Origin of the sequence: Nocardioides mangrovi, from assembly GCF_020073815.1 — a bacterium.
Lineage (GTDB): Bacteria > Actinomycetota > Actinomycetes > Propionibacteriales > Nocardioidaceae > Nocardioides > Nocardioides mangrovi.
On the sequence record NZ_JAIQZJ010000008.1, the window covers coordinates 230558 to 256411 of the forward strand.

Annotated in this window: 21 protein-coding genes; 7 read left to right on the forward strand and 14 right to left on the reverse strand. The window is 73.9% G+C overall.

Annotated elements, in window-relative coordinates:
- Nucleotides 1-16: 16 nt before the first annotated feature.
- A complete protein-coding gene (locus K8U61_RS15195) occupies nt 17-508 on the reverse strand; it encodes a cupin domain-containing protein (protein WP_224123884.1) in 492 nt (163 codons plus the stop codon).
- A gap of 152 nt (nt 509-660) precedes the next feature.
- Here K8U61_RS15195 and recC point away from each other — a divergent pair, with 152 nt between their 5' ends.
- From recC to K8U61_RS15215, 4 genes are read left to right on the forward strand one after another with little or no spacing between them, the layout of a single operon-like run.
- On the forward strand, nt 661-3918 hold the full coding sequence (gene recC, locus K8U61_RS15200) for an exodeoxyribonuclease V subunit gamma (RefSeq protein ID WP_224123885.1): 3258 nt from the start codon (nt 661-663) through the stop codon (nt 3916-3918).
- Complete coding sequence (locus tag K8U61_RS15205) at nt 3915-7187, forward strand: UvrD-helicase domain-containing protein (protein WP_224123886.1); 3273 nt, start codon at nt 3915-3917, stop codon at nt 7185-7187. The genes recC and K8U61_RS15205 overlap by 4 nt, the downstream gene beginning before the upstream one ends.
- A complete protein-coding gene (recD, locus tag K8U61_RS15210; protein ID WP_224123887.1) occupies nt 7184-8941 on the forward strand; it encodes an exodeoxyribonuclease V subunit alpha in 1758 nt (585 codons plus the stop codon). The genes K8U61_RS15205 and recD overlap by 4 nt, the downstream gene beginning before the upstream one ends.
- 43 nt (nt 8942-8984) lie before the next feature.
- Complete coding sequence (locus K8U61_RS15215; protein WP_224123888.1) at nt 8985-9608, forward strand: ACT domain-containing protein; 624 nt, start codon at nt 8985-8987, stop codon at nt 9606-9608.
- A gap of 103 nt (nt 9609-9711) precedes the next feature.
- Here K8U61_RS15215 and K8U61_RS15220 read toward each other — a convergent pair whose 3' ends face one another.
- The 3 genes from K8U61_RS15220 to K8U61_RS15230 are packed head-to-tail and all read right to left on the reverse strand — an operon-like array spanning nt 9712 to nt 13008.
- Nucleotides 9712-11016 carry an MFS transporter gene (locus tag K8U61_RS15220; protein WP_224123889.1) on the reverse strand — a complete coding sequence of 435 codons (1305 nt, stop codon included), beginning with the start codon at nt 11014-11016 and terminating at the stop codon, nt 9712-9714.
- A 40-nt stretch (nt 11017-11056) separates the two neighbouring features.
- Complete coding sequence (locus tag K8U61_RS15225; RefSeq protein WP_224123890.1) at nt 11057-12529, reverse strand: alpha/beta hydrolase family protein; 1473 nt, start codon at nt 12527-12529, stop codon at nt 11057-11059.
- Nucleotides 12530-12564: 35 nt separating this feature from the next.
- Nucleotides 12565-13008, reverse strand: a complete 444-nt coding sequence (locus tag K8U61_RS15230; protein WP_224123891.1) for a nitroreductase family deazaflavin-dependent oxidoreductase — start codon at nt 13006-13008, stop codon at nt 12565-12567.
- 122 nt (nt 13009-13130) lie between these two features.
- On the opposite strand from K8U61_RS15230, the gene K8U61_RS15235 reads away from it, so the two are divergent.
- Entirely contained in the window at nt 13131-14279 is a 1149-nt protein-coding gene (locus K8U61_RS15235; RefSeq protein WP_224123892.1) for an MFS transporter, read from the forward strand.
- A complete protein-coding gene (locus K8U61_RS15240) occupies nt 14276-15220 on the forward strand; it encodes a 1,4-dihydroxy-2-naphthoyl-CoA synthase (protein ID WP_224123893.1) in 945 nt (314 codons plus the stop codon). Before K8U61_RS15235 ends, K8U61_RS15240 begins: the two co-directional genes overlap by 4 nt.
- Here the strand turns inward: K8U61_RS15240 and K8U61_RS15245 are convergent.
- The 6 genes from K8U61_RS15245 to K8U61_RS15270 form a co-directional block, all read right to left on the reverse strand.
- Entirely contained in the window at nt 15214-15804 is a 591-nt protein-coding gene (locus K8U61_RS15245; RefSeq protein WP_224123894.1) for a hypothetical protein, read from the reverse strand. The genes K8U61_RS15240 and K8U61_RS15245 overlap by 7 nt on opposite strands.
- Nucleotides 15797-16582 carry an alpha/beta fold hydrolase gene (locus tag K8U61_RS15250; protein ID WP_224123895.1) on the reverse strand — a complete coding sequence of 262 codons (786 nt, stop codon included), beginning with the start codon at nt 16580-16582 and terminating at the stop codon, nt 15797-15799. Before K8U61_RS15250 ends, K8U61_RS15245 begins: the two co-directional genes overlap by 8 nt.
- Nucleotides 16579-17955: an FAD-binding oxidoreductase gene (locus K8U61_RS15255; RefSeq protein ID WP_224123896.1), complete on the reverse strand. Its 1377-nt coding sequence runs from the start codon at nt 17953-17955 to the stop codon at nt 16579-16581. The genes K8U61_RS15250 and K8U61_RS15255 overlap by 4 nt, the downstream gene beginning before the upstream one ends.
- A gap of 135 nt (nt 17956-18090) precedes the next feature.
- Nucleotides 18091-19008: an amidohydrolase family protein gene (locus K8U61_RS15260; RefSeq protein ID WP_224123897.1), complete on the reverse strand. Its 918-nt coding sequence runs from the start codon at nt 19006-19008 to the stop codon at nt 18091-18093.
- Nucleotides 19001-19813, reverse strand: a complete 813-nt coding sequence (locus K8U61_RS15265) for an SDR family NAD(P)-dependent oxidoreductase (protein WP_224123898.1) — start codon at nt 19811-19813, stop codon at nt 19001-19003. The genes K8U61_RS15260 and K8U61_RS15265 overlap by 8 nt, the downstream gene beginning before the upstream one ends.
- Entirely contained in the window at nt 19810-20358 is a 549-nt protein-coding gene (locus K8U61_RS15270) for a carboxymuconolactone decarboxylase family protein (RefSeq protein ID WP_224123899.1), read from the reverse strand. The genes K8U61_RS15265 and K8U61_RS15270 overlap by 4 nt, the downstream gene beginning before the upstream one ends.
- 159 nt (nt 20359-20517) lie before the next feature.
- On the opposite strand from K8U61_RS15270, the gene K8U61_RS25520 reads away from it, so the two are divergent.
- On the forward strand, nt 20518-21843 hold the full coding sequence (locus tag K8U61_RS25520) for a hydroxymethylglutaryl-CoA lyase-like TIM-barrel protein (RefSeq protein WP_224123900.1): 1326 nt from the start codon (nt 20518-20520) through the stop codon (nt 21841-21843).
- Here K8U61_RS25520 and K8U61_RS15280 read toward each other — a convergent pair.
- From K8U61_RS15280 to K8U61_RS15295, 4 genes are read right to left on the reverse strand one after another with little or no spacing between them, the layout of a single operon-like run.
- A complete protein-coding gene (locus tag K8U61_RS15280) occupies nt 21833-23047 on the reverse strand; it encodes a Bcr/CflA family efflux MFS transporter (RefSeq protein WP_224123945.1) in 1215 nt (404 codons plus the stop codon). The genes K8U61_RS25520 and K8U61_RS15280 overlap by 11 nt on opposite strands.
- Nucleotides 23044-24549 carry a carboxylesterase/lipase family protein gene (locus K8U61_RS15285; protein WP_224123901.1) on the reverse strand — a complete coding sequence of 502 codons (1506 nt, stop codon included), beginning with the start codon at nt 24547-24549 and terminating at the stop codon, nt 23044-23046. The genes K8U61_RS15280 and K8U61_RS15285 overlap by 4 nt, the downstream gene beginning before the upstream one ends.
- Before the next feature lie 32 nt (nt 24550-24581).
- On the reverse strand, nt 24582-25007 hold the full coding sequence (locus K8U61_RS15290) for a VOC family protein (protein ID WP_224123902.1): 426 nt from the start codon (nt 25005-25007) through the stop codon (nt 24582-24584).
- Nucleotides 25008-25011: 4 nt separating this feature from the next.
- Entirely contained in the window at nt 25012-25836 is an 825-nt protein-coding gene (locus K8U61_RS15295) for a fumarylacetoacetate hydrolase family protein (protein WP_224123903.1), read from the reverse strand.
- Nucleotides 25837-25854 lie beyond the last annotated feature (18 nt).

The window sequence follows — 25854 nt, forward strand, 5'->3', positions numbered from 1 at the left end:
CCGTCTCCGGCTGCCGTCAGTCCGGGATCGCCGCGGGCCGGCCGGTGCGCAGCAGCGTGGAGATGTAGATGACGATCGGCACGGTGCCGGCGTTGGTGGCGTGGTGCACCTCGTCCTGCTCCTCGCTCAGCCACTGGCCGGCCTTGACCTTGAACGTGTCGCCCGGCCCGAGCTTCTTCACCAGCGTCGGGTCGTCGCCGGAGCCCGTGAACACCTGCGCGTGGCCGGACTCGACGGTGTAGGTGAGCGCGCCCTCCGCGACGTACCCGAGCTGGGCGCCGGGGTGGTGGTGCGACGCGAGCTCGGCGCCCGGCATCACCGTGACCTTGCTGAGGCCGAGGGTGCGCTTCGGGGCGCCCGGAGGTGCCGCCACCTCCGCCAGCGACTGGCGGGTGACGGTGACCGGTGCGGGGTCGTCGTCCGCGGCGGTGGCGGAGACGGTGATGCCGGCGGCGAGGCCGGCGCCGACCAGGGCGAGGCCGGCGAGGGGTGCGAGCACGCGCTTCATGCCTCGTCACGCTAGGGCCGGGCGTCCGGTCCCGCAGGGGTTCGGGGGATCTCGGGTCGGGCCTCGTGGCCGCGGGAGTTTCGTCGTCCCGGCGGGATGAAACTCCTCCGGCGGCCGACCGCCCTGTCCCCGCCGCCGCATAGGGTTCCCGCGTGACCCTGCAGATCCACCGCGCCGCGCGCACCGACGTGCTCGCGGACCGGCTCGCGGACCTGCTGGCCACGCCGCTGGCCGACCCCTTCGCCGAGGAGGTCGTGGTGGTGCCGGCGAAGGGCGTGGAGCGCTGGCTGACCCAGCGCCTCTCGCACCGGCTCGGCACCGGCCCGCGTGGCGGCGACGGAGTGTGCGCGGGGGTGCGTTTCCTCAACCCCCGCTCGCTGGTGAGCCTGCTGCTCGGCCGCGACCGCGACGACCCGTGGGACCCCGAGCGGCTCGTGTGGCCGCTGCTCGCGACCATCGACGAGAGCCTCGGCGCGCCCGGGTTCGAGACCCTCACCGCGCACCTCGACGGCGAGATGCGGCGCAACCGCCGCTACTCCGTGGCGATCCGGCTGGCGAGCCTCTTCGCGTCGTACGCCGGGCAGCGGCCGTCCCTCGTCGCGGCCTGGCGTGCGGGGGACGACGGCGACCTCGACGACGACCTGCGCTGGCAGGCCGAGCTCTTGCGCCGGCTGCTGCCGAAGGTCGACGCGCCCGCACCCGACGTGCGCCATGCCGAGACCTGCGCGCTGATCGCGGCCGGCGGCGGCGACCTGCCGCTGCCCGACCGGCTCAGCCTCTTCGGCCACACCCGCCTGCCGGTCACCGAGGTCGAGCTGCTGCGCGCGCTGGGCGAGCACCGCGACGTCCACCTCTTCCTGCCGCAGCCCTCGCCGACCCTCTGGGACGACCTGGCCGGGCTCGGCGGCGTGGTCGCGCGCGACGACGACCCGTCCGCCGAGCGGGTCGGTCACCCGCTGCTCGCCTCGCTCGGCCGCGACGCCCGCGAGCTGCGCCGCACCCTCGACGGGATCCCCGCCGGGCTCGTCCCGGTGCCGACCCCCGAGCCCACGACGATGCTCGGCTGGCTCCAGCACGACCTGCGCGCCAACCACGCGCCGTCGTACGCCGAACGCGCGGAGCGCCGCCTCGCGGCCGGTGACACGTCCCTGCAGGTGCACGCCTGCCACGGCGCCGCGCGCCAGGTCGACGTGCTGCGCGAGGTGCTGGTCGGGCTGCTCGCCGACGACCCGACGCTCGAGCCGCGCGACATCCTCGTGATGTGCCCGGACATCGAGACCTACGCGCCGCTGATCTCGGCCGGGTTCGGGCTCGCGACCACGGAGGGCCATCCCGCCCACCGGCTGCGGGTCAAGCTCGCCGACCGGGCGCTGACGAGCACCAACCCGCTGCTCGCCGTCGCCGGTGACCTGCTCGAGCTGTCGGGTGGCCGGGTGACCGCGGCCGACGTGCTCGACCTGGCCGGGAGCGAGCCGTGCCGGCGGCGCTTCGGCTTCACCGACGACGAGCTCGACCGGGTCAGCCGCTGGGTCGCCCGGGCCGGGGTGCGGTGGGGGCTCGACGCCGAGGGGCGGGCCGCCTTCTCGATGCAGCGCTTCGGCCAGAACACCTGGCGCGCCGGGCTCGACCGCATCCTCCTCGGCGTCGCGATGAGCGGCGACGACCACCGACACCTCGGTGGGGGCCTGCCGCTCGACGACGTCGGCAGCAACGAGATCGACCTGGCCGGGCGGCTCGCCGAGCTGGTCGAGCGACTCGACGTCACGCTGACCGGGCTGGCCGAGGCACGCACGGTCGCCGACTGGGTCAGCTGCCTGCGGCTCGGCGTCCGGTCGCTGACCGACGTGGCGGCCGACGACGCCTGGCAGCTGCCCCAGCTCGAGCGCGAGCTGGCCCGGGCCGCGGCCTCCTCCCACGAGGGCGAGGTCGAGCTGCGGCTCTCCGACGTCCGCGCGATGCTCCAGTCCCGGCTGGCCGGACGGCCGACCCGTGCCAACTTCCGCACCGGCAGCCTGACCGTCGCGACGCTGGTGCCGATGCGGTCGGTGCCGCACCGCGTGGTCTGCCTGGTCGGTCTCGACGACGGCGTCTTCCCGCGCGCCGGTGCCGTCGACGGCGACGACGTGCTCGCCCGCCGACCGCGCACCGGCGAGCGCGACGCCCGCAGCGAGGACCGCCAGCTGCTCCTCGACGCCGTGCTCGCCGCGACCGAGCGGCTGGTCATCACCTACACCGGCGCCGACGAGCAGTCCGGCGCGCGCCGACCACCGGCCGTGCCGCTCGGCGAGATCCTCGACGCCGCCGACCGCACGACCGCCGAGCCGGTCCGCGACCGCATCGAGACCCGCCACCCGCTGCAGCCGTACGACGCCCGCAACTTCGACCCGCAGCGCCCCTTCAGCTTCGACGCCGCCTCGCTGGCCGGCGCGCGCTCCGCGTGGAGCGTCCGGCACGAGCCGCCGCCACTGCTGACCGGTCCGCTGCCCCGGCGTACGACGGGTGACGTGTCGCTCCAGGACCTCAAGGCCTTCCTCGTCCACCCGGTGCGGGCCTTCCTGCGCGAGCGCCTCGACGTGGCGGCGCCCTTCGAGCCCGACGACCTCGCCGACGCGATCCCGGTGACGCTGGACAGCCTGGAGAAGTGGCAGGTCGGCGACCGGCTGCTCCGCGAGGTGCTCGCGGGTGCCGACCCGGTCGCGGTGATGACCGCCGAGCAGCTCAGCGGCACCCTGCCGCCTGGCGGGCTCGGCGCCACCGCGCTGGAGGAGGTCGTGCAGGAGTGCCAGCGGCTCTGGGCGCGCACGGCCGACGTGCGCCAGGGGGAGAGCCGGTCGCTCGACGTCGACGTCGACCTCGGTGACGGGCGGCGGCTGACCGGGACCGTGCCCGGTGTCTACGGCACCCGCGTGGTGTCGCTCGGCTACTCCCGCCTCAAGCCCCGGCAGCGGATCCAGACCTGGGTCGACCTGCTCGCGCTGTCCGCGACCTACCCCGACCAGCACTTCACCGGCCACGCCATCGGTCGCGAGCGGGCCGGCCCGAAGCGCGCCCTGTCCGGCCCGCTCGACCACCGCGCGGTCGCCTGGCTGCGCGACCTGGTCGACCTGCGCGACGAGGGGCTCTGCCGGCCCCTGCCGCTCCCGGTCGCCACCGGCGCGGCCTGGGCCGAGGCGCACGTCCGCGAGCTGATGGGCCAGGACAGCCCGCCGCGCGAGGCCGCGCGCCGCGAGTGGGAGACCGACCCGCACAACTCCTTCGGCATCACCGGCGAGGACGACGACCCCTACCACCAACGGGTCTTCGGCGTCGGCGCCCCGATCGACGTCCTGGTCGACGCCGGCCTGGGCGACCTCGCCGTACGCCTCTGGGAGCCGCTGCTCGCCGGGGCCGAGAAGGTGGGCCCGCTGTGAGCTCCCTGCAGCCCTTCGACATCCGCGACCCGCTGCCCACCGGCACCGTGCTGCTCGAGGCCAGCGCCGGCACCGGCAAGACCTGGACCATCGGCGCGCTCGTGACCCGCTACATCGCCGAGGGCGTCGCGAGTCTCGAGCAGATGCTGGTCGTGACGTTCGGGCGCGCGGCCAGCCAGGAGCTGCGCGAGCGCGTGCGCGCCCAGCTGGTCGAGGCCGAGCGGGTGCTCAGCGACGACCCGGCGGCGACCGGGGTCGGCGACTCCGAGCTGGTCGCGATGCTGCGCTCGTGGGACGCCGACCAGCGTCGGCTCGGCCACCGGCGGGTCACCGAGGCGCTGGCCGGCTTCGACGCGGCGACGATCGCGACCACCCACCAGTTCTGCTCGCTGGTGCTCGACTCCCTGGGCGTCGCGGGCGACACCGACTCCCGCGCGCGGCTGGTCGAGGACCTCGACGACCTGGTCAAGGAGACCGTCGACGACCTCTTCCTGCGGGCCTTCGCCTACGACGAGGGCGGCCCGGTCTTCACCCACGACGAGGCGATGGCGATCGCCCGGGCCGCGGTCGGCGATCCGCAGGCGCGGCTCGAGCCGGCCGACGAGGACCGCGGCACGGTCGCCGGTCGCAAGGTCAGCTTCGCCTCCGCCGTCCGCGACGAGCTCGACCGGCGCAAGCGGCGGCTCGGCATCCTGTCCTACGACGACCTCCTGTCCCAGCTCGCCGACGCGCTCGTCGAGGAGGACGGTGCGGCCGCGCAGCGGATGCGCCAGCGCTGGCAGATCGTGCTGGTCGACGAGTTCCAGGACACCGACCCGGTGCAGTGGCAGGTGCTCGACCGCGCCTTCAGCGGCCACGCCACGATGGTCCTGATCGGCGATCCCAAGCAGGCCATCTACGCCTTCCGCGGCGGCGACGTGACGACCTACCTCCAGGCCGCCGCGACCGCGCAGACCCAGCAGACCCTGGCGGTCAACTGGCGCAGCGACGCCCCGCTGCTGGACGGGTTCCAACGGCTGCTCGCCGGCGCCGCGCTCGGCGACGACCGCATCGTGGTCCGCGACGTCACCGCCCACCACCACGAGAGCCGGCTCGTCGGCGCACCCGCGGCCGAGCCGTTCCGGGTCCGGGTCGTGCGCCGCGAGACCTTCGGCCGCCGGGGCGGCTCGACGCTCACCGTCGGCCAGGTGCGACCCCACATCGCACGCGACCTCGCCCTCGACGTACGCCGGCTGCTGGCCAGCGGTGCGACGTACGACGGCGAGCCGGTCCGGCCGCGCGACGTCGCGGTGATCAGCTACCGCCACGCCGACCTCGCCGCCGTGCGCGAGGCGCTGCTCGCCGTCGGGGTGCCGGCCGTGATCGCCGGCGGCGGCAGCGTCTTCGCGACCCCGGCGGCGGTCGAGTGGCTGACGCTGCTGGAGGCGCTGGAGCAGCCGCACCGCAGCACCCGCGTGCGATCGGCCGCGCTCACCTGCTTCCTCGGCCGCACCGCCGCCGAGCTCGACGTCCGCGGCGACGACCTGACCGACGAGGTCGCCGACACCCTGCGCACCTGGGTCGAGCTCTTCACCACCCGCGGGATCGCGGCGGTGCTCGAGGCCGCCAACGTGGCCGGCCTGCCCGAGCGGGTGCTCGCCGAGGTCGGCGGGGACCGCCGACTCACCGACCTGCGCCACATCGGCGAGGCGCTGCACGAGGTGACGCTCACCGAGCGCCACGGCCTGGTCTCCCTGCTGACCTGGCTGCGCGAGCAGGTTCGCGAGGGTCGCGCCGGCCGCGGCATCGAGCGCACCCGCCGCCTCGACTCCGACGCCGCCGCCGTGCAGCTGGTGACGATCCACGCGAGCAAGGGCCTGGAGTACCCCGTCGTCTACCTGCCCGCGCTCTCCGACCGCTTCGTGCCCAAGCCGACCCGGCCGCTCTTCCACGACGACGAGGGCCGGCGCTGCCTCGACGTCGGCGGCGCCGGCGCGCACTGGGGCGGCCACTGCCGCCGCTGGGCCGACGAGGAGGCCGGTGAGTGGCTGCGCCTGCTCTACGTCGCCATCACCCGCGCCAAGTCGCAGGTCGTCGCGTGGTGGGCGCCGACCAAGAACGCCGTCGCCTCGCCGCTTCACCGGATGCTGCTCCGGCCGCCCGACGTGGCCGAGGTCCCGGACTCGCCGCCGGTGCCCGACGACGACGCCGTCGTGCGGCTCTTCGCCGAGTGGCGCGACCGCGGCGGCCCGGCGCCCGAGCCGGCGCTCCACCAGGACCCGGGCGCCGACCCGCCCGCTCCCACCGCCCCCGCCCTCGTCGCCCGCAGCTTCACCCGCGAGGTCGACACCGAGTGGCGGCGCGCGTCGTACTCCTCCCTGAGCAAGGTCGAGGCGGTCGCGTCCGTCGCGAGTGAGCCCGAGGTGATCGGCAAGGACGACGAGCCCATCGAGCCGGTCGAGGACGTCTCGGCCGCGCCGCTCGAGGGCGACGTGCCCTCGCCGATGGCCGGGCTCCCGGTGGGTGCGACGTTCGGCTCCCTGGTCCACGCGGTGCTCGAGCACACCGACCCCGACGCGGCCGACCTGCGCGCGGAGCTGCTCGGCCACATCGACGAGCAGCTCGGCTGGTGGCCGGTCGAGCTCGACCGCGAGGAGCTGGCCGACGCGCTCGTCGCGGTCTGCGACTCGCCGCTCGGACCGCTGGCCGACACGACCCTCCGCGAGGTGTCGCTCGGCGACCGGCTGCGCGAGATGGAGTTCGAGCTGCCACTGGGCGACGGTCTCCTCGGTGCGGTCGGGCCGCTGCTCGAGCGACACCTGCCCGAGGGCGATCCCGTCCGTCGCTACGCCGAGCAGCTCGCCGGTCCGCTGGGTGAGCAGACCCTGCGCGGCTACCTCACCGGCTCGGTCGACGTCGTGCTCCGGGTGCGCACCGAGCAGGGTCCGCGCTACCTGGTCGTCGACTACAAGACCAACTGGCTCGGCCCGGCCGACCAGCCGCTCACCGCCCACAGCTACCGCCCCGAGGCGCTCGACGACGCGATGGGCCACTCCGACTACCCGCTCCAGGCGCTGCTCTACGCCGCGGTCCTGCATCGCTTCCTGCGCTGGCGCCAGCCGGGCTACGACCCCGAGCAGCACCTCGGCGGCGTGCTCTACCTCTACCTGCGCGGCATGTGCGGCCCCGACACCCCGCTCGTCGACGGCGCCCCCTGCGGCGTCTTCGCCTGGCGCCCGCCGGTCGCCCTCGTCGAGGACCTCTCCGACCTCCTGGACGGTGCACCATGACCGAGCTCTTCGAGCCGACCAGCGAGCACGACTGGCGGCTGGCGACGCGGGCGGGCGGGCTGCTCGCGACGTACAACGAGGCCGGCGTGCTCACCGCGCCCGACGTCCACGTGGCGACCCGGGTCGGCGGGCTCGGCGGTGAGGACGACGAGCGGGTGCTGCTCGCGGTCGCGCTGGCGGTGCGCGCCGTACGCCGCGGCTCCGTCTGCCTCGACCTCGACACCGTGACGACCGCGGCACCCGAGCTCGACTGGCCCGAGCGCGACGCCTGGGTGGCGGCGATCGAGGGGTCGCCGCTGGTCGCCGCGGGCGTGGTGCGGTGGGAGCTCGGCCTGCTCTACCTCGACCGCTACCACCGGCTCGAGACCCAGGTGCACGACGACCTGGCCGCGCGGCTCGACCAGGCGCCGCCGCCGGTCGACGAGGCGCGGCTGGCCGAGGCGCTGGCGAAGGTCGGCACCGGACACTTCAGCGACGAGCAGCGCGACGCCGTGGTGGCCGCGCTGCATCGGCGGACGACGATCCTCACCGGCGGCCCCGGCACCGGCAAGACGACGACGGTCGCCCGGCTGCTCGCTCTCCTCGCCGACCAGGCCGGCGGCCGTCTCGCGGTTGCCCTCGCGGCGCCGACCGGCAAGGCCGCGACCCGGCTCCAGGAGGCGGTCGCCGCCGAGCTCACGGTCGTCGCGCAGACCTGGCCCGACGTCACCGACCTGGTCGGCCGCCCGGACGGTCTGACCCTGCACCGGCTGCTCGGCTGGCGCCCCGACAACGCCACCCGCTTCCGACACGACCGCTCCAACCGGCTCAAGTACGACGTGGTCGTCGTCGACGAGTCCTCGATGGTCGAGCTGACCATGATGGGCCGACTGCTGGAGGCGCTCCGCCCGGAGAGTCGGCTGGTGCTGGTCGGCGACCCGCAGCAGCTGACCTCGGTCGGCGCGGGCGCGGTCCTCAGCGACCTGGTCGCCGGCTACGAGCAGCGGCCCGACTCACCGGTCGCCGCGCTGTCGCGCAACTTCCGCTCCGAGGAGGACATCAAGGCGCTGGCCGCCGCGCTGCGTGCCGGCGACGCCGACGCGGTCGTCGACGTCCTTCGTCAGCCCTCCGACCAGGTGGAGTGGGTCGACGCCTCCGACGAGGCGACGGTCGAGGCCGCCCTGCGCCCCGACTCGCTCGCCGCCGCTCGGGCCGTCTGGTCGGCGGCCGTGGCCGAGGACCCGGCGGCCGCGCTCGCCGAGCTCGACCGCTACCGCCTGCTCTGCGCACACCGCGAGGGCCCCTACGGCGTCCGCCGCTGGAACCACCTCGTCGAGCGCTGGCTCGGCGAGGACCCGGAGGTCGACCTCTACTCCCAGTGGTACGTCGGCCGTCCGTTGCTGGTGACCAGCAACGACTACGCCCTCGACGTCTACAACGGCGAGACCGGCGTCGTGGTGCGGCGCGAGGGCCGGGCCCGGGCGTTCGTCGCGGGGTCCGAGCGGTTGAAGGAGTTCGCACCCGGCCGGCTCGACGCCGTCGAGACCATGCACGCGATGACGATCCACAAGAGCCAGGGCAGCCAGGCCGACCGGGTGAGCGTGCTGCTGCCCGACGAGGGCTCGCGGCTGCTGACCCGCGAGCTCTTCTACACCGCGGTCACCCGCGCCCGGCAGCACGTCCGCGTGGTCGGCTCGGAGGCCGCCGTACGCGCGGCCGTCGCGACCCGGGCGCAGCGCGCCACCGGCCTGCGGCTGCGTCTCGCGGAGCGGTGAGCGGGAAACCCCGTCGCAACGTCGTCCGGCTAGGGTCGAGGGCATGCCGTACCTGCTGCGCGTCGAGCTCCCCGACATCCCGGGGTCGCTGGGTCGCGTCGCGACGGCCATCGGTATGGCCGGCGGCGACATCGAGGCGATCGAGATCGTCGAGAAGCGGCACGACGGCGTGGCCGTCGACGACGTGCTCCTCGAGACCGCCCCGGGCGCCATGCCCGACTCCATCGTGTCGGCGTGCAACGCCCTCGACGGCGTCCGCGTCGTCTGGATCAGCCGGTACGCCGCGGGCGGCAACCTCTTCCTCGACCTCGAGGCCGTCGAGGAGCTGACCGCCGACCCCGAGGGCGCGCTCGACCGGCTCATCGACCTGCTGCCGGTCACCTTCCGCGCCGACTGGGCGGCCCGGGTCAGCAAGATCGACGGCGTCGTCTACTCCACACCGGCCGCGCCCCGCGAGCTGTCCTGGGTCGGCATCGACCGCGCCGACCACCTCGAGTCCGACGACGAGAACGACGTCCGCTGCGGCGCCCGGCTCAACAAGTCGGAGATCGTCGTCATCGGCCGCCGCGGCGGCCCCGACTTCCTCGACTCCGAGATCGCCCGCCTCGGCCACCTCGTCGGCCTGGCCATGTCGATCACCCGCGGCGCCAAGTCCCACGCCCACTGACCTCGCGCGGGGGCCGCTCGGGGGTCAGTGGGGTAGTCCCGCACGTTTTCGCAGATTGGGAGCGCTCCCGACCGCGAAACGTGCGGGACTATCGACCTGGGGGTCAGCGCACCGACCGGATCCGGGTCACGAAGACCGAGCCGAGCAGGCCGCAGACGAACGCGCTGAGGTAGACCACGAAGTAGCCGGTCGAGAAGGCGTCGCCGTGGGTCTCGGTGCGACCGCCGAGGCCCTCGACGAGGAGCAGCAGCGCGGCGGCGATGGCCGGGGCGAAGACCTGGGGGAGGGCGTTGGCGATGTTGATGACGCCGAGGTCCTTGGCGCGGTCCTCGGCGCCGGGCAGCACCTGGGTGATGAGCGCGAAGTCGACCGCGGTGTAGATCCCGTAGCCGATGCCCATCAGCACCGCCGCGGCGACGGCGGCCGGCCAGGTCTGCACGACCGCCAGCAGCAGTGCGGCCGTCGCGCCGACGATGCCGGACCAGATCACGAACACCTTCCGCCGGCCGATCCGGTCGCTCCAGACGCCGAAGGTCACCGCCGTCGCCATCAGCACGACGCCGTAGATCGCGGTCAGCACGAAGACCCGCCCGTCGGCGTCGTCCTTGTCGATGCCGACCGCGTCCTGGAGGTAGTAGAGGAGGTAGAGCAGCCCGAGGCTGTTGCCCAGGTTGACCAGGAAGCGGGTGATCCAGGCCCACGCGAAGTCCGGGTGCTGACGAGGCGAGACCCAGAAGGACCGCAGGAAGGCACCCCAGTCGAACGGCGGCGGGTACTCCTCGGGAGCGAGCGCGAGGTCGCGGGAGTCCAGGCTGTAGGGGATGGTCAGGACGACCAGGACGATCGTCGTGACGACGTACCCGGTCGCGATCGACCCGGTCGCTGACGCGATGCCGGTGCCGGCCACCACGCCGAAGGTCTGCGCGACGGCGAGGATGCCGCCCACCCGTCCGCGGGAGCGCGACGGCACCTGGTCCGGGATCGTCGCGGTGACCGCGGCCAGCATCGCGTTGAGCGCCGCCTGCACGCCGCACCACCCGACCGCCATCACCACGACGTTGTCCGCGACCGAGAGCACCAGCAGCGAGACCGCGCCGCCCGCCGCCCCGGCGACCACCCACGGGAGCCGCCGCCCGATCCGCAGCGTGGTCCGGTCGGAGAATGCGCCGAAGACCGGGTTGCAGATCACCGACGTCAGCGCGCCGAGGCCGAGCACGACCGCGAGGATCTGCTTCTTCGCGTCGGCGTCGATCGCCTCCGCCTGCTGGGCGAGCAGCACCTGGATCGGGCCGAAGAAGCCCGCCCACAGGCCGATGCTGGCCAGCATCAGCCACGCGACCCAGCGATCCGGCGGCTCCTCGGTCGGCTCGGCCAGCGCGGACCGACGCGCGCCTGTGTCCGTCGTCACCCGCGCATCGTGGCACTCACGACGCGGGAGCGTGCGCGATTCAGCAGCCGACGCCCGCGATGTCGCCGTCCGAGCCGACGCCGGCGAGCGAGTACGCCGAGCAGTAGCGGTCGCTCAGCAGCGCGCCGCGCTTCAGGGTGACCGGCGACCACGCGTCACCGCCGACCGGCTCGAGGTAGCGGAAGGACGTGTCGAGCAGCGGCGCCGCCGGGCCGTCCTTGAGGTAGCGGTCCAGCCAGCGCTGCACGTAGACGCTGGTGAGGTCCTGGCCGTAGCGGCTCGCCGGCAGCACCAGCGGGATGTCGGTGTACTCCAGGTGGGTCGAGGCGTGCGGCACCACGAGCATCGAGTCGACGCCGGCGTTCGTCCATGCGTCGTACCCGGTCGCGCGCTCGCGCATCGGGTCCGGCCCGTCGGGGGACGGGGTCGGGTTGAGCGAGCTGCCGCCGCTGAGCTCGGCCGGCGTGACGGTGAAGCCGTACTCCGACTGCACCGCCAGCGCGGGTACGACGGGCTTGTTGCCCGATCCGTCGAGGGGGCCGTCGGAGTCGGGGCCGGTGAGCTTGTCGAGCGCGACGACGGTCTCGACCCGGTCGTCGGTGCCCTGCACCTTCGAGACCGCGGCGGCGCCCATCGAGTGGCCGATGATCGCGACCCGGGTGTCCCGGCCGGGAGCGGTCGGCGTCGGGTCGGGCGACCGGTCGAAGAGCCGCCAGAACGGGTTGTACGGCGTCGTCGAGCTGGCACCCCCCGACTGGTCGTTGGGGTAGTGGTGGCTCGGCGTCGAGGTGAAGAAGTCGAGCGCGTCCTCGGTGCCGACCACGAAGTTGGACAGCTGCTGCGACGGCACGCCCGGGCAGCCGGTGAGCTCGCCGTCCTCCGGCGTGGCCACGGGGTTGCAGAAGGGGACCATGTCCTGGTGGAGCGGGGAGTCCTGGTGCGGCAGCGTCTCGCTGGTGCCCTGGCCCTGCACGTCGTAGGTCAGCACGACGTACCCCCGCTCGGCGAGGTCCTCGGCCAGCCAGGCGTACATGCCCTCCGAGCCCTGCACCGAGCCCTCGGTGATGACGACGCCGGGGTAGGGGCCGGTCAGCCTCGTGCCGGTGTAGGGGTCCCGCGCGCCGGGCAGCGGCTTGTAGACCGTGCCGCGCAGCAGGGCGCCGTACCGGTTGGTGAAGGCGACCGGCTTCGCGACGCCGCGGGTGCCGTTCCAGTCCGCGCGCAGCGGGTTGCCGACGTTCCAGCCCGGCACCAGCGCGCCGGCGGTCAGGGCCAGCCGGGTCGGCGAGGCGACCTGGGTGAGCAGCTGGCCGACGTACCGGGCGGTCGAGGCCCGGACCAGCGCGGGCAGGTACGCCGGGTTGCGCAGCTGGCTGCCCTCGCCGGTGATCCGGCCGTAGGCGTCGGCCATGTCCTGCGCGTCGGCGGCGGGGTCGACCGGCTTCGCCGAGGCGGGTGCGGCGACCCCCAGGGCGAGGGCAGCGGACAGGACGGCGGCACCGAGGACACGCATGGCCGCTCAACGAGCGACCACGTGCGGAGGTGACGTCAGGCGCGCTCGAGCAGGAAGACCGGGATCTCGCGGTCGGTCTTCTCCTGGTACTCGGCGTACGGCGAGTAGACGCTCACCGCGCGGTCCCACCACTCGGCCCGCTCGTCGCCCTCGGCGACACGCACCCGGTAGGTGTGCTTCTCGCTCTTGTCCTGGAGGTCGACCTCGGGGTGCTCGAGGAAGTTGTGGTACCAGGTCGGGTGCTCCGGCGCGCCGCCCTTCGAGGCGACCGCTGCGTAGACGCCGTCCTTCTCCACCCGCATCACGGGGTTCTTCCGGAGCTTGCCGGACTTCGCGCCCTTCGAGGTGATCACCACGACCGGCCACTCGGGGTGGTCGGGGAGGGTGTTGGCCTCCTGGCCGTCGGACGCCTCATAGGCGGCCACCTGGTCGCGGACCCACTGCTCGGGACTGGGCTCGTACTCGCCTTCAAGTGCCATACCCGGTCAATGCCCACTCGGGCCCGCGACATTCCCCTACGATGGGCCCATGCATCACCTCCGTGACTGACAGGCGCCGCTCGCTCGCCCTGTCCCTCCCTCGACCCTCACGGAGATCTCCCATGCCCGGCACCCGTGCCGGGAGCCCGCTGCTCGCCCGCCCGGCGGTACGGCGCACCTTCGCGTGCGCCCTCGTCGGCCGGTCGGCCTACGGCGTGCTCCCGCTCTGCTTCCTCTTCACCGTCCGTCAGGCGACCGGGTCCTTCCCGGCCGCCACCCTCGCCGCCGCCGTGCTCGGCCTCGCCACCCTGGCCCTGCCGGTCCAGGCTCGGGTGCTCGACCGCTGGGGCCAGCGCCGCGTCCTGCCGCTGGTCACCACGACCTGGGTGGTCCTGCTCGCGGCCGCCGTCCTCCTCTCGGCGGCCGGCACGTCGAGACCCGCCGTGTGGTGCGTCCTCGCGCTCGCGCTCGGGGTGACCGCGCCGGCACTCGGCCCATCGATGCGCGCCCAGTGGCGCTGGTTCGCCGAGGACGTCGCCCAGCGGCGGGCGGCGTACGCCGTCGACTCGGTCGGCGAGGAGAGCCTCTACCTGATGGGGCCGATCGTGGCCTCGGTCGTCCTCGCGACCGGGCCGGCCCGGTGGGGTCTCGTCCTGGTCGCCGCGCTCGCCGCCACCGGCACCGTCGGGCTGGTCGCCTCGCCGGCGGCCGTCGCGCGCGCTGAGGAGCCCGGACCCCTGCTCGGGCTCGGACCGGTCCGTCGCCCCGGGATGCCGCGGCTCCTGGTGTCGATGGGTCCATTCGGAGCCGGCACGGCGCTCGTCTACACGGGCGTCGCGGCCGCGGCGGACCGACTCGGTCACCCCGGCTGGGCGGGCGTCGTCGAGGCGGGGATCGCGGCGGGCTCGGTCGCCGGCGGTCTCCTCTGGGCGCGACTGCGTCGCCCGCCCCGCGTCTCGTTGCTGCTGGTCGGGCTCGCGGGGCTACTCGCGCTGGCCGCCGCGCTGCCGTTCGCCGCGGCGGGCGTGGCGCTGGCGCTCGGAGGGATCGCGTTCGCCCCGACGTACGTCTCCGCCTACCAGGCCGCCGACGCTCTCACCCCGCCGAGCGAGCACACCGAGGCCTCGACCCTGGTCAACACCGCGAGCAACCTCGCCACTGCGATCGGCACCGCGCTCGCCGGCTCGCTGGTGGCGGGCGGTGTCTCGCCGTACGCGGTCGCGGCGGTGCTGATCGTGGCCGCGGCCGCTACGTCTAATCTCGGCGCATGAGTGCGATCGAGGGAGTCTCGGAGATCTTCGACCCGGCCGCGTGGGACGCGGTCCCCGGCTTCGAGGACCTCACCGACCTGACCTACCACCGCGCGAAGGACCACGGCACTGTCCGGGTCGCCTTCGACCGGCCGGACATCCTCAACGCCTTCCGGCCGCACACCGTCGACGAGCTGCTGCGGGTGCTCGAGCACGCACGGGTCACTGCCGACGTCGGCTGCGTGCTGCTCACCGGCAACGGGCCGAGCGCCAAGAACGGCAAGTGGGCCTTCTGCAGCGGTGGCGACCAGCGCATCCGTGGCCGGGCCGGCTACCAGTACGAGGACGGCTCGGCCGGCAGTGACGACACCGGTCGCGAGGAGCCGAGCCCGATCGACAAGGCGCGGCTCGCGCGGCTGCACATCCTCGAGGTGCAGCGGCTGATCCGCTTCATGCCGAAGGTCGTCATCTGCGTCGTCCCCGGCTGGACCGCCGGCGGCGGCCACTCCCTGCACGCCGTCTGCGACCTGACCCTCGCCTCCGCCGAGGAGGCCCGCTTCAAGCAGACCGACGCCGACGTCGGCTCCTTTGACGGCGGCTTCGGCTCGGCGTACCTCGCCCGTCAGGTGGGCCAGAAGTACGCCCGCGAGATCTTCTTCCTCGGCCAGGAGTACTCCGCCGAGGACGGCGTCCGGATGGGCAACGTCAACCGTGCGGTCCCGCACGCCGAGCTGGAGAAGGTCGCCCTGGAGTGGGGTCGTCTGATCAACGGCAAGTCCCCGACGGCCCAGCGGATGCTGAAGTACTCCTTCAACGCGATCGACGACGGCCTCGTCGGCCAGCAGCTCTTCGCCGGCGAGACCACCCGCCTCGCCTACATGACCGACGAGGCCCAGGAGGGCCGCGACCAGTTCCTCGAGAAGCGCGAGCCCGACTGGTCGCCGTACCCCTGGTACTACTGACCCTTCGCGGGATCGCGCGGCGCCGGCGGACGTCCAGGTGCCGCGAAGAGCCGACGCTCGCGCCGCGTCACGCCCGCCATGATCTGGTCGCGTCGGTCCGGGGTGACGGCCGCGGCGTACTCGGGGTCGTCGAAGACGTGCTGGCCGGCGATCTCGTGCACGGCCAGCCAACGCGGCCCCGGGCCGTCGACCAGCCGGTAGCGCCGTGTCCGCCACCAGCCGTCCACCCGGTGCAACAGGGGGATGTGCCGCTCGACGTACCATCGGTGGAGCTCGTCCTCGAGCTCCGGTGGCACCTCGACGGAGACGGTGAGCAGCAGCGGTGGGCGCTCTGCATCCGGCCGGCCGGCCCGGGTGTGCTCGTCCAGCTGCTCGTAGGTGCGGACCTCGAGGGTCGCCCGAGCGACGGCGCGAGCATGGTCGCGCGCGGCGGCCACGTCCGGGACGTCGTACGTCGTCAGCCAGGTCGGCGGCCGCCCGTCCAGCGCCTGCCACCGGGCCTCGCCCGGTCGTGGTGGGAGCGCGGCCGGCTCGCCCAGGACGAGGACGAGGCCGGCATGGACACGGCGCACCGGGTCAGGCATGCGCACGCACGTGGTCGAGGAGCGCCCGGTCGAACGCGGCCGGGTTCTCCCAGGCCGGGGAGTGACCGGCGGCCGGGACGACCACGAGCCGAGCATCGGGCACGCCGTCGGCCAGTGCGGCCATCCGGGCCGGCGGCATGTAGTGATCGGCCTCGCCAGCGACGAAGAGCGCGGGGACGCGGACGGCGGCCAGCCGCGCGCGGGTGACCTCGACCCCCGGCGGCTGCAGCACGCGCCGCTCGACCGCGCGCCCGGTCAGCATCGACCAGCGGGCGGCGCCCGCGGGGTGGGCGTACCGGTAGGCGGCGGACAGCTCGCGCAGCTCGGGTGGGAGTGCCTCGAGCTCGGAAGGAACCAGCCTGGCCGTCTCGGCGACGAAGTCAGGGTCGTTCACCCCGCACAGGCTGGCCGCCAGGGTCACGCTCAGGAGTCGCTCCGGGTGCTGGATCGCCGCGGCCGCCGCAGCGAATCCGCCGATCGCCGTGCCGACGAGATGGACCTGTGCGAGCCCCAGCGCGTCGAGGACGGCGACCAGGTCTCCCGTCATGGTCCCCGCGTCGTCGGCCGGCCCGGGGTCGGAGCCGCGGTGTCCGCGACGGGACCACGCCACCACGCGGAGGCCGGCGGCGGCCACGGACTGCATCTGAGGCTCCCAGAGCTCGCCGCTTCCCCAGGCTGCGTGCACGAGGACGACGGGTGGGCCCGATCCGGCCTCCCAGACGGCCACCTGGTGGGTCGGGAGGGTGACCCGGCCGCGCCGTACGCGGAACAGGGTCACCGGGACCGCAGGTGATCTCCGAGCGCGGTCGTGGACTCGTGCGGCTGCAGGTAGGAGACGAACCGGCGATCGGGGTCGTAGGTCTCGCGCAGGTCCTCGAGCCGAGCCGCCTGCGCCGGCTCGAGACCCTTGGCCGGCCGGTCGGCCGGATTGGCGTCGGAGAACTGGGCACCCTCGTCGATGTCGGCGAAGGCGTCCAGCGACGAGTGCGCCCAGCTCTCGAGCCGGAGGTCGTCGGCCGGGTCCGTCCAGACCGCATTGGGGGAGAAGTACAGCGTGCCCTGCGTCGACCAGCAGGCATCGTCACGGATGGGGTATCCACCCCAGAGCATCCAGAAGAGGAAGCTCGAGGGCGTGGGGATGCTCGACATCGTCCCTCCACCGGCGGCGAGGATGCGGTCGATCGGCGCGCTCGTCCACACGCCGTCCAGCGCGTAGCGGTTGCCCTGGGGCATGCCGACCTCCGCCACGGCGTGGAGCTGAGCGATGCTCGACGGTGCTCGATCGACGACCGCGAGCGCGTGCTTGCGGAAGGGTGCGGACTCGAAGACCTCGTAGATCTCGTCGGCCGTCTCGTCCTGGCAGAAGCCGACACCGATGAGGCTGGTGGTCGGGCGGTCGTACTCCGTGGACCAGCCGACCTTGCCGGCGATCTCGAGCGAGCGCGAGGTCTCGGGGAGCGCCTCGTAGGACCACGCGAGCACCTCGTCCCGCATGGTCTCGGGGTAGACCATGCTGCTGCGCAGCACCTGCGTGTACGCCGGGTAGGTCCGCAGGTGGTAGCAGACCACGACGCCGAAGAAGCCGGGACCGGCGCCGCGGACGGCCCACATCAGGTCGGGGTGCGTCTCGTCGTCGGCGTGGACCAGCGAGCCGTCGGCGAGGACGACGTCCACGGCGACGATGCTGAGCGCCGCCGGGCCGAGCTTGCGGGAGTTCCAGCCGTAGCCGCCGCCGATGAGGAATCCGCCGAGCCCGACGGTCGGGTAGTGACCGACGGGAAAGGTCAGCCCGCGCGCGTCGAGGGCCGCGTTGGCGGCGCCCGCCCGGACGCCGGGCTGGACCCGGGCGACCCCCCGGTCGGCGTCGATCTGGAGGGAGTCCAGCGCCGAGAGATCGAGCAGCAGCGCGTCCTGCCGCAGCCCGCTCGCGACGAAGCTGTGGCCGCCGGAGCGGATCCCGACCTGGAGCCCCTCGCGAGCGGCGAGCCGCACCGCGGCCTGGACGTCCTCGACGCTGCGCGCCCGTACGATGGCCGCGGGTTCGCGTCGCGTCGTGCGTCCGTTCCAGATCGCGTCGAGGCGGGCGTCCTCGTAGGCCGGCTCCCCGCGGCGCAGCAGGATGTCAGTGAGTTCTGCGGTGGTCGACTTCACACGTGCCAGAGTAGGCGAGTGTCGACAGAACGGCAATGCAGGCCGGCGGATTTCCGATGCGAGTGCGATCGACGGGCGGAAACTGTCGACAGAACCCGGAAGGATGCCGCCACGATCGGGTGTGGCGCGGCTCGGTCAGAAGCCGAACAGCTCGGCCGGGTTGGTCACCATCAGCCGCTCCAGGGCCGCGTCCGTCGGCGCGATCCGGGCGAGCAGGTCGACCAGCAGGCCGTCGTCGGGGGCGTCGCCCTCGATGTTGGTGTGGGGGTAGTCGGTCCCCCACACCACGCGCTCGGGGAAACGCGCGACCAGGAGTGCCGCCAGCGCCACGGCGTCGGCGTACGGCGGGCCGGTGCGCGAGAGCCGGTCGATGCCGCTCACCTTCACCCAGACGTTCCCGCGCTCGAGCAGGTTCGTGAGCGACCGCACCGGCTGCCCGTCGAGGCCCTCGGTCAGGTCGACGCGGGCCATGTGGTCGATCACGACCGGTCCGGGGACGGCGGAGATCATCGACTCCTGGTCGACGATCCCCGAGCCCTGGACATGGATCTCGGCGTGCCAGCCGAGGTCGGCGACGGCGGCGAGCACGGACTGCTGCTCGTCGGGGAGCGGATCGTCGCCGAGGTGGGGCATGAAGTGCAGCCGGGCTCCGCACACCCCTGACCGGTCGAGCTCCTCGAGCTCGGCCGCGGTGACCTCGGGGCCCAGGATCGCGACCCCGCGGCGCCGCTCCGGATCCGCGCGGAGCGCGTCGAGCAGGGCGCTGTGATCGGTCCCGTGGCACGACGACTGCACGATCACCGCACGCTCGAGGCCGAGGAACGTCTGGAGCTCCGCGACCTGCTGGCGGGGTGCGTCGACCGGTGTGAACGTGCGATCGGGCGAGTAGGGGAAGACCTCGTGCGGCCCGAAGACGTGGCAGTGCGAGTCGGTGCTGCCGGGCGGGAGCACCAGGTGCGGGCGGCGGGGGGAGGGGTGCGGCCCGGGGTTTCCCGGGCTCGGGGCCACCGGGTCCAGGGCCGGCGCCGGGGAGACGGGCAGGATCCTAGTCACAGCGCACCGTCATCCCCCCGTCGACGACGATCTCGGCGCCGGTCACGAAGCGCGACTCCTCGCTGGCGAAGAACAGCGCGGCGTACGCCGTGTCGCGCCCGTCGCCCATGAAGCCGATGGGGATGCGGGCCTGGCGCTGCTCGAGCAGCTTCGCGACGTCACCCCCGGCGCGCTGCCCGGCGAGCCGAGCCTCGACCATCGGCGTGTGCAGCTGCCCGGGGACCACGGTGTTCACGCGGATCCGCTCGGCGGCGTACTGGACGGCCGTCACGCGCGAGAGCTGGATGATGGCGGCCTTGGCCGAGGCGTAGCCGACCTGGGCGGCGCCGGTGTAGCGCAGCCCCGAGGCGGAGGAGACGTTGATGATCGAGCCACCGCCGGCGGCGCGCATGTGGGGCACGGCGTACTTGCAGCCGAGGAAGACGCTGGTCAGGTTGACTTGGAGCTGGTCGTTCCAGGCCTCGAGGCTGAGCTGCTCCACCCCGCCGGCCCGTGATCCACCGACGTTGTTCACCAGCACGTCGAGGCCGCCCAGCTCTGCGGCGCACCCGTCGACGAACGCCTCCACCGAAGCGGGGTCGGTGACGTCGCCGACGCGGGTGACGACCGTGCCGCCCGCCTCCCGGACCTGCTTCGCGGTGACCTCCACCGACTCCTCGTCGCGGTCGACCAGGAACACCGAAGCGCCCTCCTGGGCGAAGATGACCGCCATCGCGCGGCCGTTCCCCCAACCGGGGCCGACGCTGCCGGCGCCGGTGACCAGGGCGACCTTCCCCTCCAGCCGCCCGCCGGGTCGCCCGGTCATCGGGCCACCGCCGGCGCCTCGACCTGCATGGTGACGACCAGTCGGCTGACCATGTTGTACGCCGCGACGGTCACCACCAGCTCGACCAGCTCCGCCGTCGGCAGCACGCCCGCGATCGCGTCGAACAGGGCCTGGGGCACCGCGACCTCGCGGGTCATGGTGTCGGTCAGGCGCAGCACCTGGCGCTGCAGCGCGTCGAGGGGGCCCGCTGCCGGGTGCGCCTCGGGATCCGCCCCGGTCGGCAGGTCGCGCAGCGCCTGGAGGTGGGACGTGGTGAGTCCGGCGCGGACGGCGTCCGCCTCGTGCGAGGACCACTCGTACGGGGCGTCGTTGAGGACCGCGATGCGGAGGACGACCAGCTCCCGCAGGTCCGCGCGCAGCCCGGTGCCGCCGCGCAGCGTGCCGAGCAGCGTGTTCCAGCCGTCGGCGACGCGGGGGCTGTGGAGCAGCACCTCGTCGATGGGACGGAGCGTGCCCCCGGGGCGGCGCTGGCGGATCCGCTCGGCGACCTCGCCGTCGGGGTGAGCTGCGGGAACCCGAGCCACGTTGTCTCCCTTCGTTGAAGGAACTTTCTACCGTAGTGTCGACACATTGTCGAGTTCTGCGGCGCATCACGACTAGTGCCGGGAGAGTGGCCGGGATAGTGTCGACACCGATCGCGATGATCGGATGGGTCATCGGCCCCGGAGAGAGGAACCAGCAGCGTGGACAAGCCCCCCGTCTTCACGACCGAGGAGGTCGAGCTGTTCCGGAGCGAGATCGCCGCGCGCCGCTCGCCGGGCGCCTACGAGCCGGGCCGTTGGTCGGTGAGTCCGCTCAACCGCGACCGGGGGGTGACCGGGCAGATGCCGGAGGCGATCCGGTTCCGCGACTCCACGCTGCGCTCGATCGAGACGATGCCGGGCGTGGTCGCGACCGACGACGCCAAGGCGGCGTACCTGCGTCGCTTGGTGCGGGCCGGCGTCGCCGAGGTGGTCGGTGCCGGCGCCGCCGGGCGGAGCGACGAGGCCCTGCGTCGCGAGGTCGACACGGTCAAGGAGACCAACCCGGAGTGCCGGGTGATCTGCCCGCTGGTCTTCTCCGAGGCCGACATCGACCGCGTCTCCGCCGCGGGCTTCGACGGGGTCCAGGTCTGGGTCCAGGGATTCGGGGAGACGGCGCAGATCTACAAGCGGATCTACGACACCGCTTGGGCGGGGGAGGACTGGCGCCGGACCATGCCGGTGCAGCCCCGACGCGCGGTGCTCGACACCGCGGCCCGGCTGGTCGAGCACGCGCGAGGGCGCGGCCTGCTCGCCGCCACGCCGATGCTGATGGTCTCCTACCTGACCGAGGAGCTGCTGACCGAGACCGTGGCGGCGCTCGCCGGCGCCGGGGCGACCGAGCTCACTCTCTTCGACGGCCCCGGTGCCGTCGGTCCGGAGGCGTACGCCGCGTTGGTGGGCCAGGTGCGCGAGCTGGCGCCCGGCGTCGAGATCGGGCTGCACCCGCACAACACCTTCGGCCTGGCCGTGGCGTGCGCCGTCGCGGCGGCCCGGGCCGGCGCCGGTGTCGTCGAGCTCTCGGTCAACGGCTACTGCGGGGGCCCCGGAAACGCCGACCTGGCCGCGACGACGGCGGCCTTCGAGGTGCTCTACGGCGTGGACACCGGCATCAGGACCGAGGAGCTGACGGGGCTGGCGCGGGCGGGCGAGGAGCTGACCGGCTACGCGGTGGCCTGGAACCACCCCGTCACGGGGACCAAGGCGTTCAACTGGGGTGGGATGGACATCATCACCCAGGAGGTCGCCGTCGACCCGCTGCTGCACAACTGCCTCGAGCCGACCCTCGTCGGCAACGAGCGCGCGGTGCCCTTCACTCCGTTCAGCGGCCCCTACACGCTGCTGGACAAGCTGTCCGCGCTGGGCATCGAGGTCGACCACGCCCAGGTGGACGCGGTGCTCGTCGCGGCACGTGAGCGGATGTCCCGCACGGGCGCCCTGCTCAGTGACGCCGAGCTGGCCGAGCTGGCCGCAGCGGTCACGGTCTAGCCGCCCGGCGGTGCGCGGCCAGCGCCAGCAGCCCGGCCGCCGCGATCGTGACGGTCACCGGCACCAGGCTGTGTCCGGGGCTGACCCCGGTGGCGACCGCCGCCGCGCCGGCGGCGAGGAACTGCACGGACCCCACCGCCGCGAGGGCGACGGCCGGTGCGTCCGGGCTGGCCGAGGCGGCCAGGCTGAGCGAGGCGCCGCCGACCGAGCCCTTGGCGCAGCACACGAGGAAGAAGCCCGCGAGGACCAGGGGAACCTCGCCCGTGCCGCACGCGGCGATGGCCAGGCAGCCGGCCCCGGCCAGCGTCGTCCACAGGCCGGTCGCGATCAGCCGACGGCGGCCGAGTCGGACCACCACCGCCGAGCTGAGGGCGGAGAAGGCCAGCATGCCGAGCCCGTTCACGGCGAACAGCGTGGTGAAGTCGCGGGTGCTCAGCCCGATCTCGTCGGCCACGAACGGCGCGGCTGAGATGTAGGCGAACAGGCCGGTGAAGGACGAGACCGAGACGAGCACCTGCCAGCGGTAGGCCGGCAGCCCGGCCAGTGTCCGGATCCGCGGGCCGAGGCGGCGCAGCGCCCCCGGCTCGCGGTCCGCCACCGGGAGGGTCTCCGCGGCGCTGAGGGCCATCGCCGTCAGCACGACCTGGGTGGCGGCGATCGCCCAGAAGATCGAGCGCCAGCCCGCCAGACCGGCCAGCCAGGCACCCAGGGTCGGTGCGAGCACCGGCCCCAGTGCGGCCACGGTGCCGATCGCGATGAAGGCGCGCGCCGCCCGGCGACCCTCGAGCAGGTCGGCGACCATGGCGCGTCCCGCGACCATCGCGGCCGCACCGCCCAGCCCCTGGAGCACGCGCCCGGCGCAGAGCACGGCGACCCCGGGCGCGGTCGCACAGACCACGCTGCCCTGGACCAGCAGGAGCGAGCCGACGACGACCACCGGTCGGCGGCCGCGCGCGTCGGCCACGGAGCCGGCCAGGAGCTGGCCGAGCGCGAGCGGCACGAGGTAGGCGGTCAGCGTCGCCTGCACCGTGGACTGCCCGACGCCGAGCTCGTCGGCGATCTCCGGGAGTGCGGGCAGGTACATGTCGGTCGCGAACGGAGAGACCGTCGCCAGCCCACCGAGCAGCAGGACGAGGCGAAGCCCGAGCCTGCGCTCGGCGGCGGATCCGACCGCGGCCCCCGGCGCCGCCGAGCCGGTGCTCAGAGCGGTCTCGGGAGCGTGGCGAGCGCCTCGAGGGCTGCGACGCGGGGGACGGGCTCGACCCGGAGCCGGGTTCCGAGCACCAGGGCTCGGGCCTCGGGAGTGGTGTCGAAGCCGGGCCACGCGGGGAGCGCGCCGCCGTTCGGGTCGAGGTCGGTCACGAAGCGCGCCCAGGTGTCGGCCGTGACCCGGGCGAGCTCGCGGTCCGCCTCCGTCCACGGCCACCGTCGACAGTCGAGGTTGTCGCCGGTGTAGGGGAGCTCGGCGGTGTGGAAGACCCCGTAGCCGGTCCCGCCGTCCGGGGGCGGCGCCAGGTCGAGGTCGGGAGGCAGCGGCGGCGCGTGGTCGAAGCGGTAGACCCAGGTCGGCGCGCCGGACGTGTCGACGTGGGTGCGCGCCCACCGCCACACCGGCCCGCCGAAGCGGGTCTCGCTGGTGAAGGCGCGGGCTGAGGCGGCGATCTCGGCGGGGCCGACCGGGTAGTGGGGGGCCAGCACGCGGGCGTGCGGCCCGGACGTCACCCGCTCGCGCAGCGCGTCGGCGGCCCCGGCCGGGGTGTAGAGCGCGCCCTCGTCGGAGTTCCAGCCCACCAGCAGGGGCACCGCGGCCTGATGCCCCGCCTCGAAGACCTCGGTCGTGTCGGTGGTTAGCAGGCGGCCGTCGAGCACGACGCCGAGGTGTGCGTCGAGGAGGAGGGACACCGGGGGCAGGCGACGGAGCTGCTCGAGCGGTACGGCGCCGAGCGGGCCGAGCGCCCGTACGCCCTCCTGCTGGGCCTCCTCCTGGGTGGCCATCGCGCCCTCGCCCCGGTGGATGCCGGCCGAGCTCTGGCCCAGGGCCGCCCGGAAGAGCCCCCGGGCCGCGGGGGCGGCCATCAGGTGGTTGACGATCGCCGCGCCGGCCGAGTTGCCGGCCAGGGTGACGCGATCGGGATCGCCCCCGAAGGCCGCGATGTTCTCGCGCACCCAGCGGAGGGCGGCGAGCACGTCGAGCGGCCCGTAGTTGCCGGAGGCTCCGTGCTCGTCCTCCGCGGCCAGCTCGGGGTGGGCCAGGTAGCCGAGGGCGCCGACCCTCAGGGTGAGCGTCACGACGACCACGCCGCGACGGGCCATCGACGCACCGTCGTGGATCTCCTGCCCGCCGTGGCCGAACCGGTTGCCTCCGCCCTGGAGGAAGACGAGCACCGGGAGTCCGCCACCCCCGGGATCAGGGCTCCAGACATTGAGGTAGAGGCAGTCCTCGCTCATGACCAGAGCTCGGGAGTCGGCGAAGTTGGTGTGCCACATGATGCTGTTGCGCGGCGGCTGCGGCTGCACCGGCGCAGGTCCGGGCTGCAGCGCGGGGCGATCGCCGTCCCACGCCGCGGGCGGCGCCGGTGGACGCCAGCGCAGCGGCCCGACGGGCGGGGCGGCGTACGGGATCCCGCGGAAGGCGGCCACCCCACCCGCGCTCGCTCCCAGCAGGGCGCCGGAGGCGACGCGGGTCCTCACCTGGTCGGTGCTCATCTCGCTCCTCGGGGCGGGGTCGGGTGGGCGCGTCAGTCGCGGTTGATGACCTCGATGAGGTTGCCCCACGGATCGGCGACGAACGAGACGACCGCGCCGGGGCGCGGTGAGGACATCGGCTCCTTGCGGCTGCTGCAGCCGGCTTCGAGCAACCGGGTGTACTCCTGGCGGACGTCGACTACGCGCAGGCAGATGTGCCCGTACCCCAGCGTCAGGGCTGCGTCCTCGGCGCTGGTCGGCAGCATGCCCGGCTTCGCGTTCGGTCGGTTGATCAGTTCGATCCGGAACCCGGACGGCTCGTGCAGCAGCATGATGCCGCGCAGGTCGGTGCCCGGGATCGCGAACGGCTTGTCCGGCGTCAGGGCGAAGGTCCGGCAGTACCACTCGGTCGCCGCCTCGAGGTCGGCGACGTTGAGACCGACGTGGTCGAAGGCGAGTGACTGTCGCTCGGTGGTCATCTGGTCAGCCCTCCACGAGCTCGTTGTCGATGCGACCCAGTCCCGAGACCTCGACCGAGATCCGGTGGCCGGGGGTCATGTAGAGCGGTGGGTCGCGACGGTCGCCGACGCCACCGGGGGTGCCGGTCAGGATGACGTCCCCGGGCAGGAGGGTGGTGAAGGTCGAGATCGTGGCGATCAGCTCGGGGACGGGGAAGACCATGAGGTCGGCGGTGGTCCGCTGGACCACCTCGTCGTCGTAGCGGACGACCATCTCCATGTCAGGGAAGTCCGGTGCCTCGTCGGGAGTGACGAGCTCGGGGCCGAGCGGGTTGGAGGAGTCCCACGTCTTGCCCGGCAGCCACTGGTGGGTACGCCGCTGGAAGTCGCGCATGCTCACGTCGTTGGCGACGGTGTAGCCGAGCACGTGGTCGAGGGCGTCGGCCTCGCTCACGCGTCGCGCCGGCGTACCGATCACGACGGCGATCTCGCCCTCCCAGTCGACCTTCTCCGACTCCGGGGGCACGAGGATCGGGTCCGTCGGCCCGACGAGACTGGTGGCGAACTTGGTGAACAGCACCGGGTAGGCCGAGTCCTCGCGTCGTGTCTCCTCGATGTGTGCCCGGTAGTTGAGCCCGACGCAGATGATCTTGCCCGGGCTCGGCACCACCGGGCGCAGGCGGGCCGCGCTGCGCGGGAAGGTCGCGGACCGGTCCAGCGGGGGATCGGCCAGCACGCTCGTCGGGGTCGCGGGGCCGAGCTCGGCGACCCCGCGCAGCGGGATGAGGTCCTCGCCGTCGACGAGGGCGGCGTGGCGGGACCCGCCGTGGGTGCAGGAGACGAAGCGCACGGACTCTCCGGAGATCGG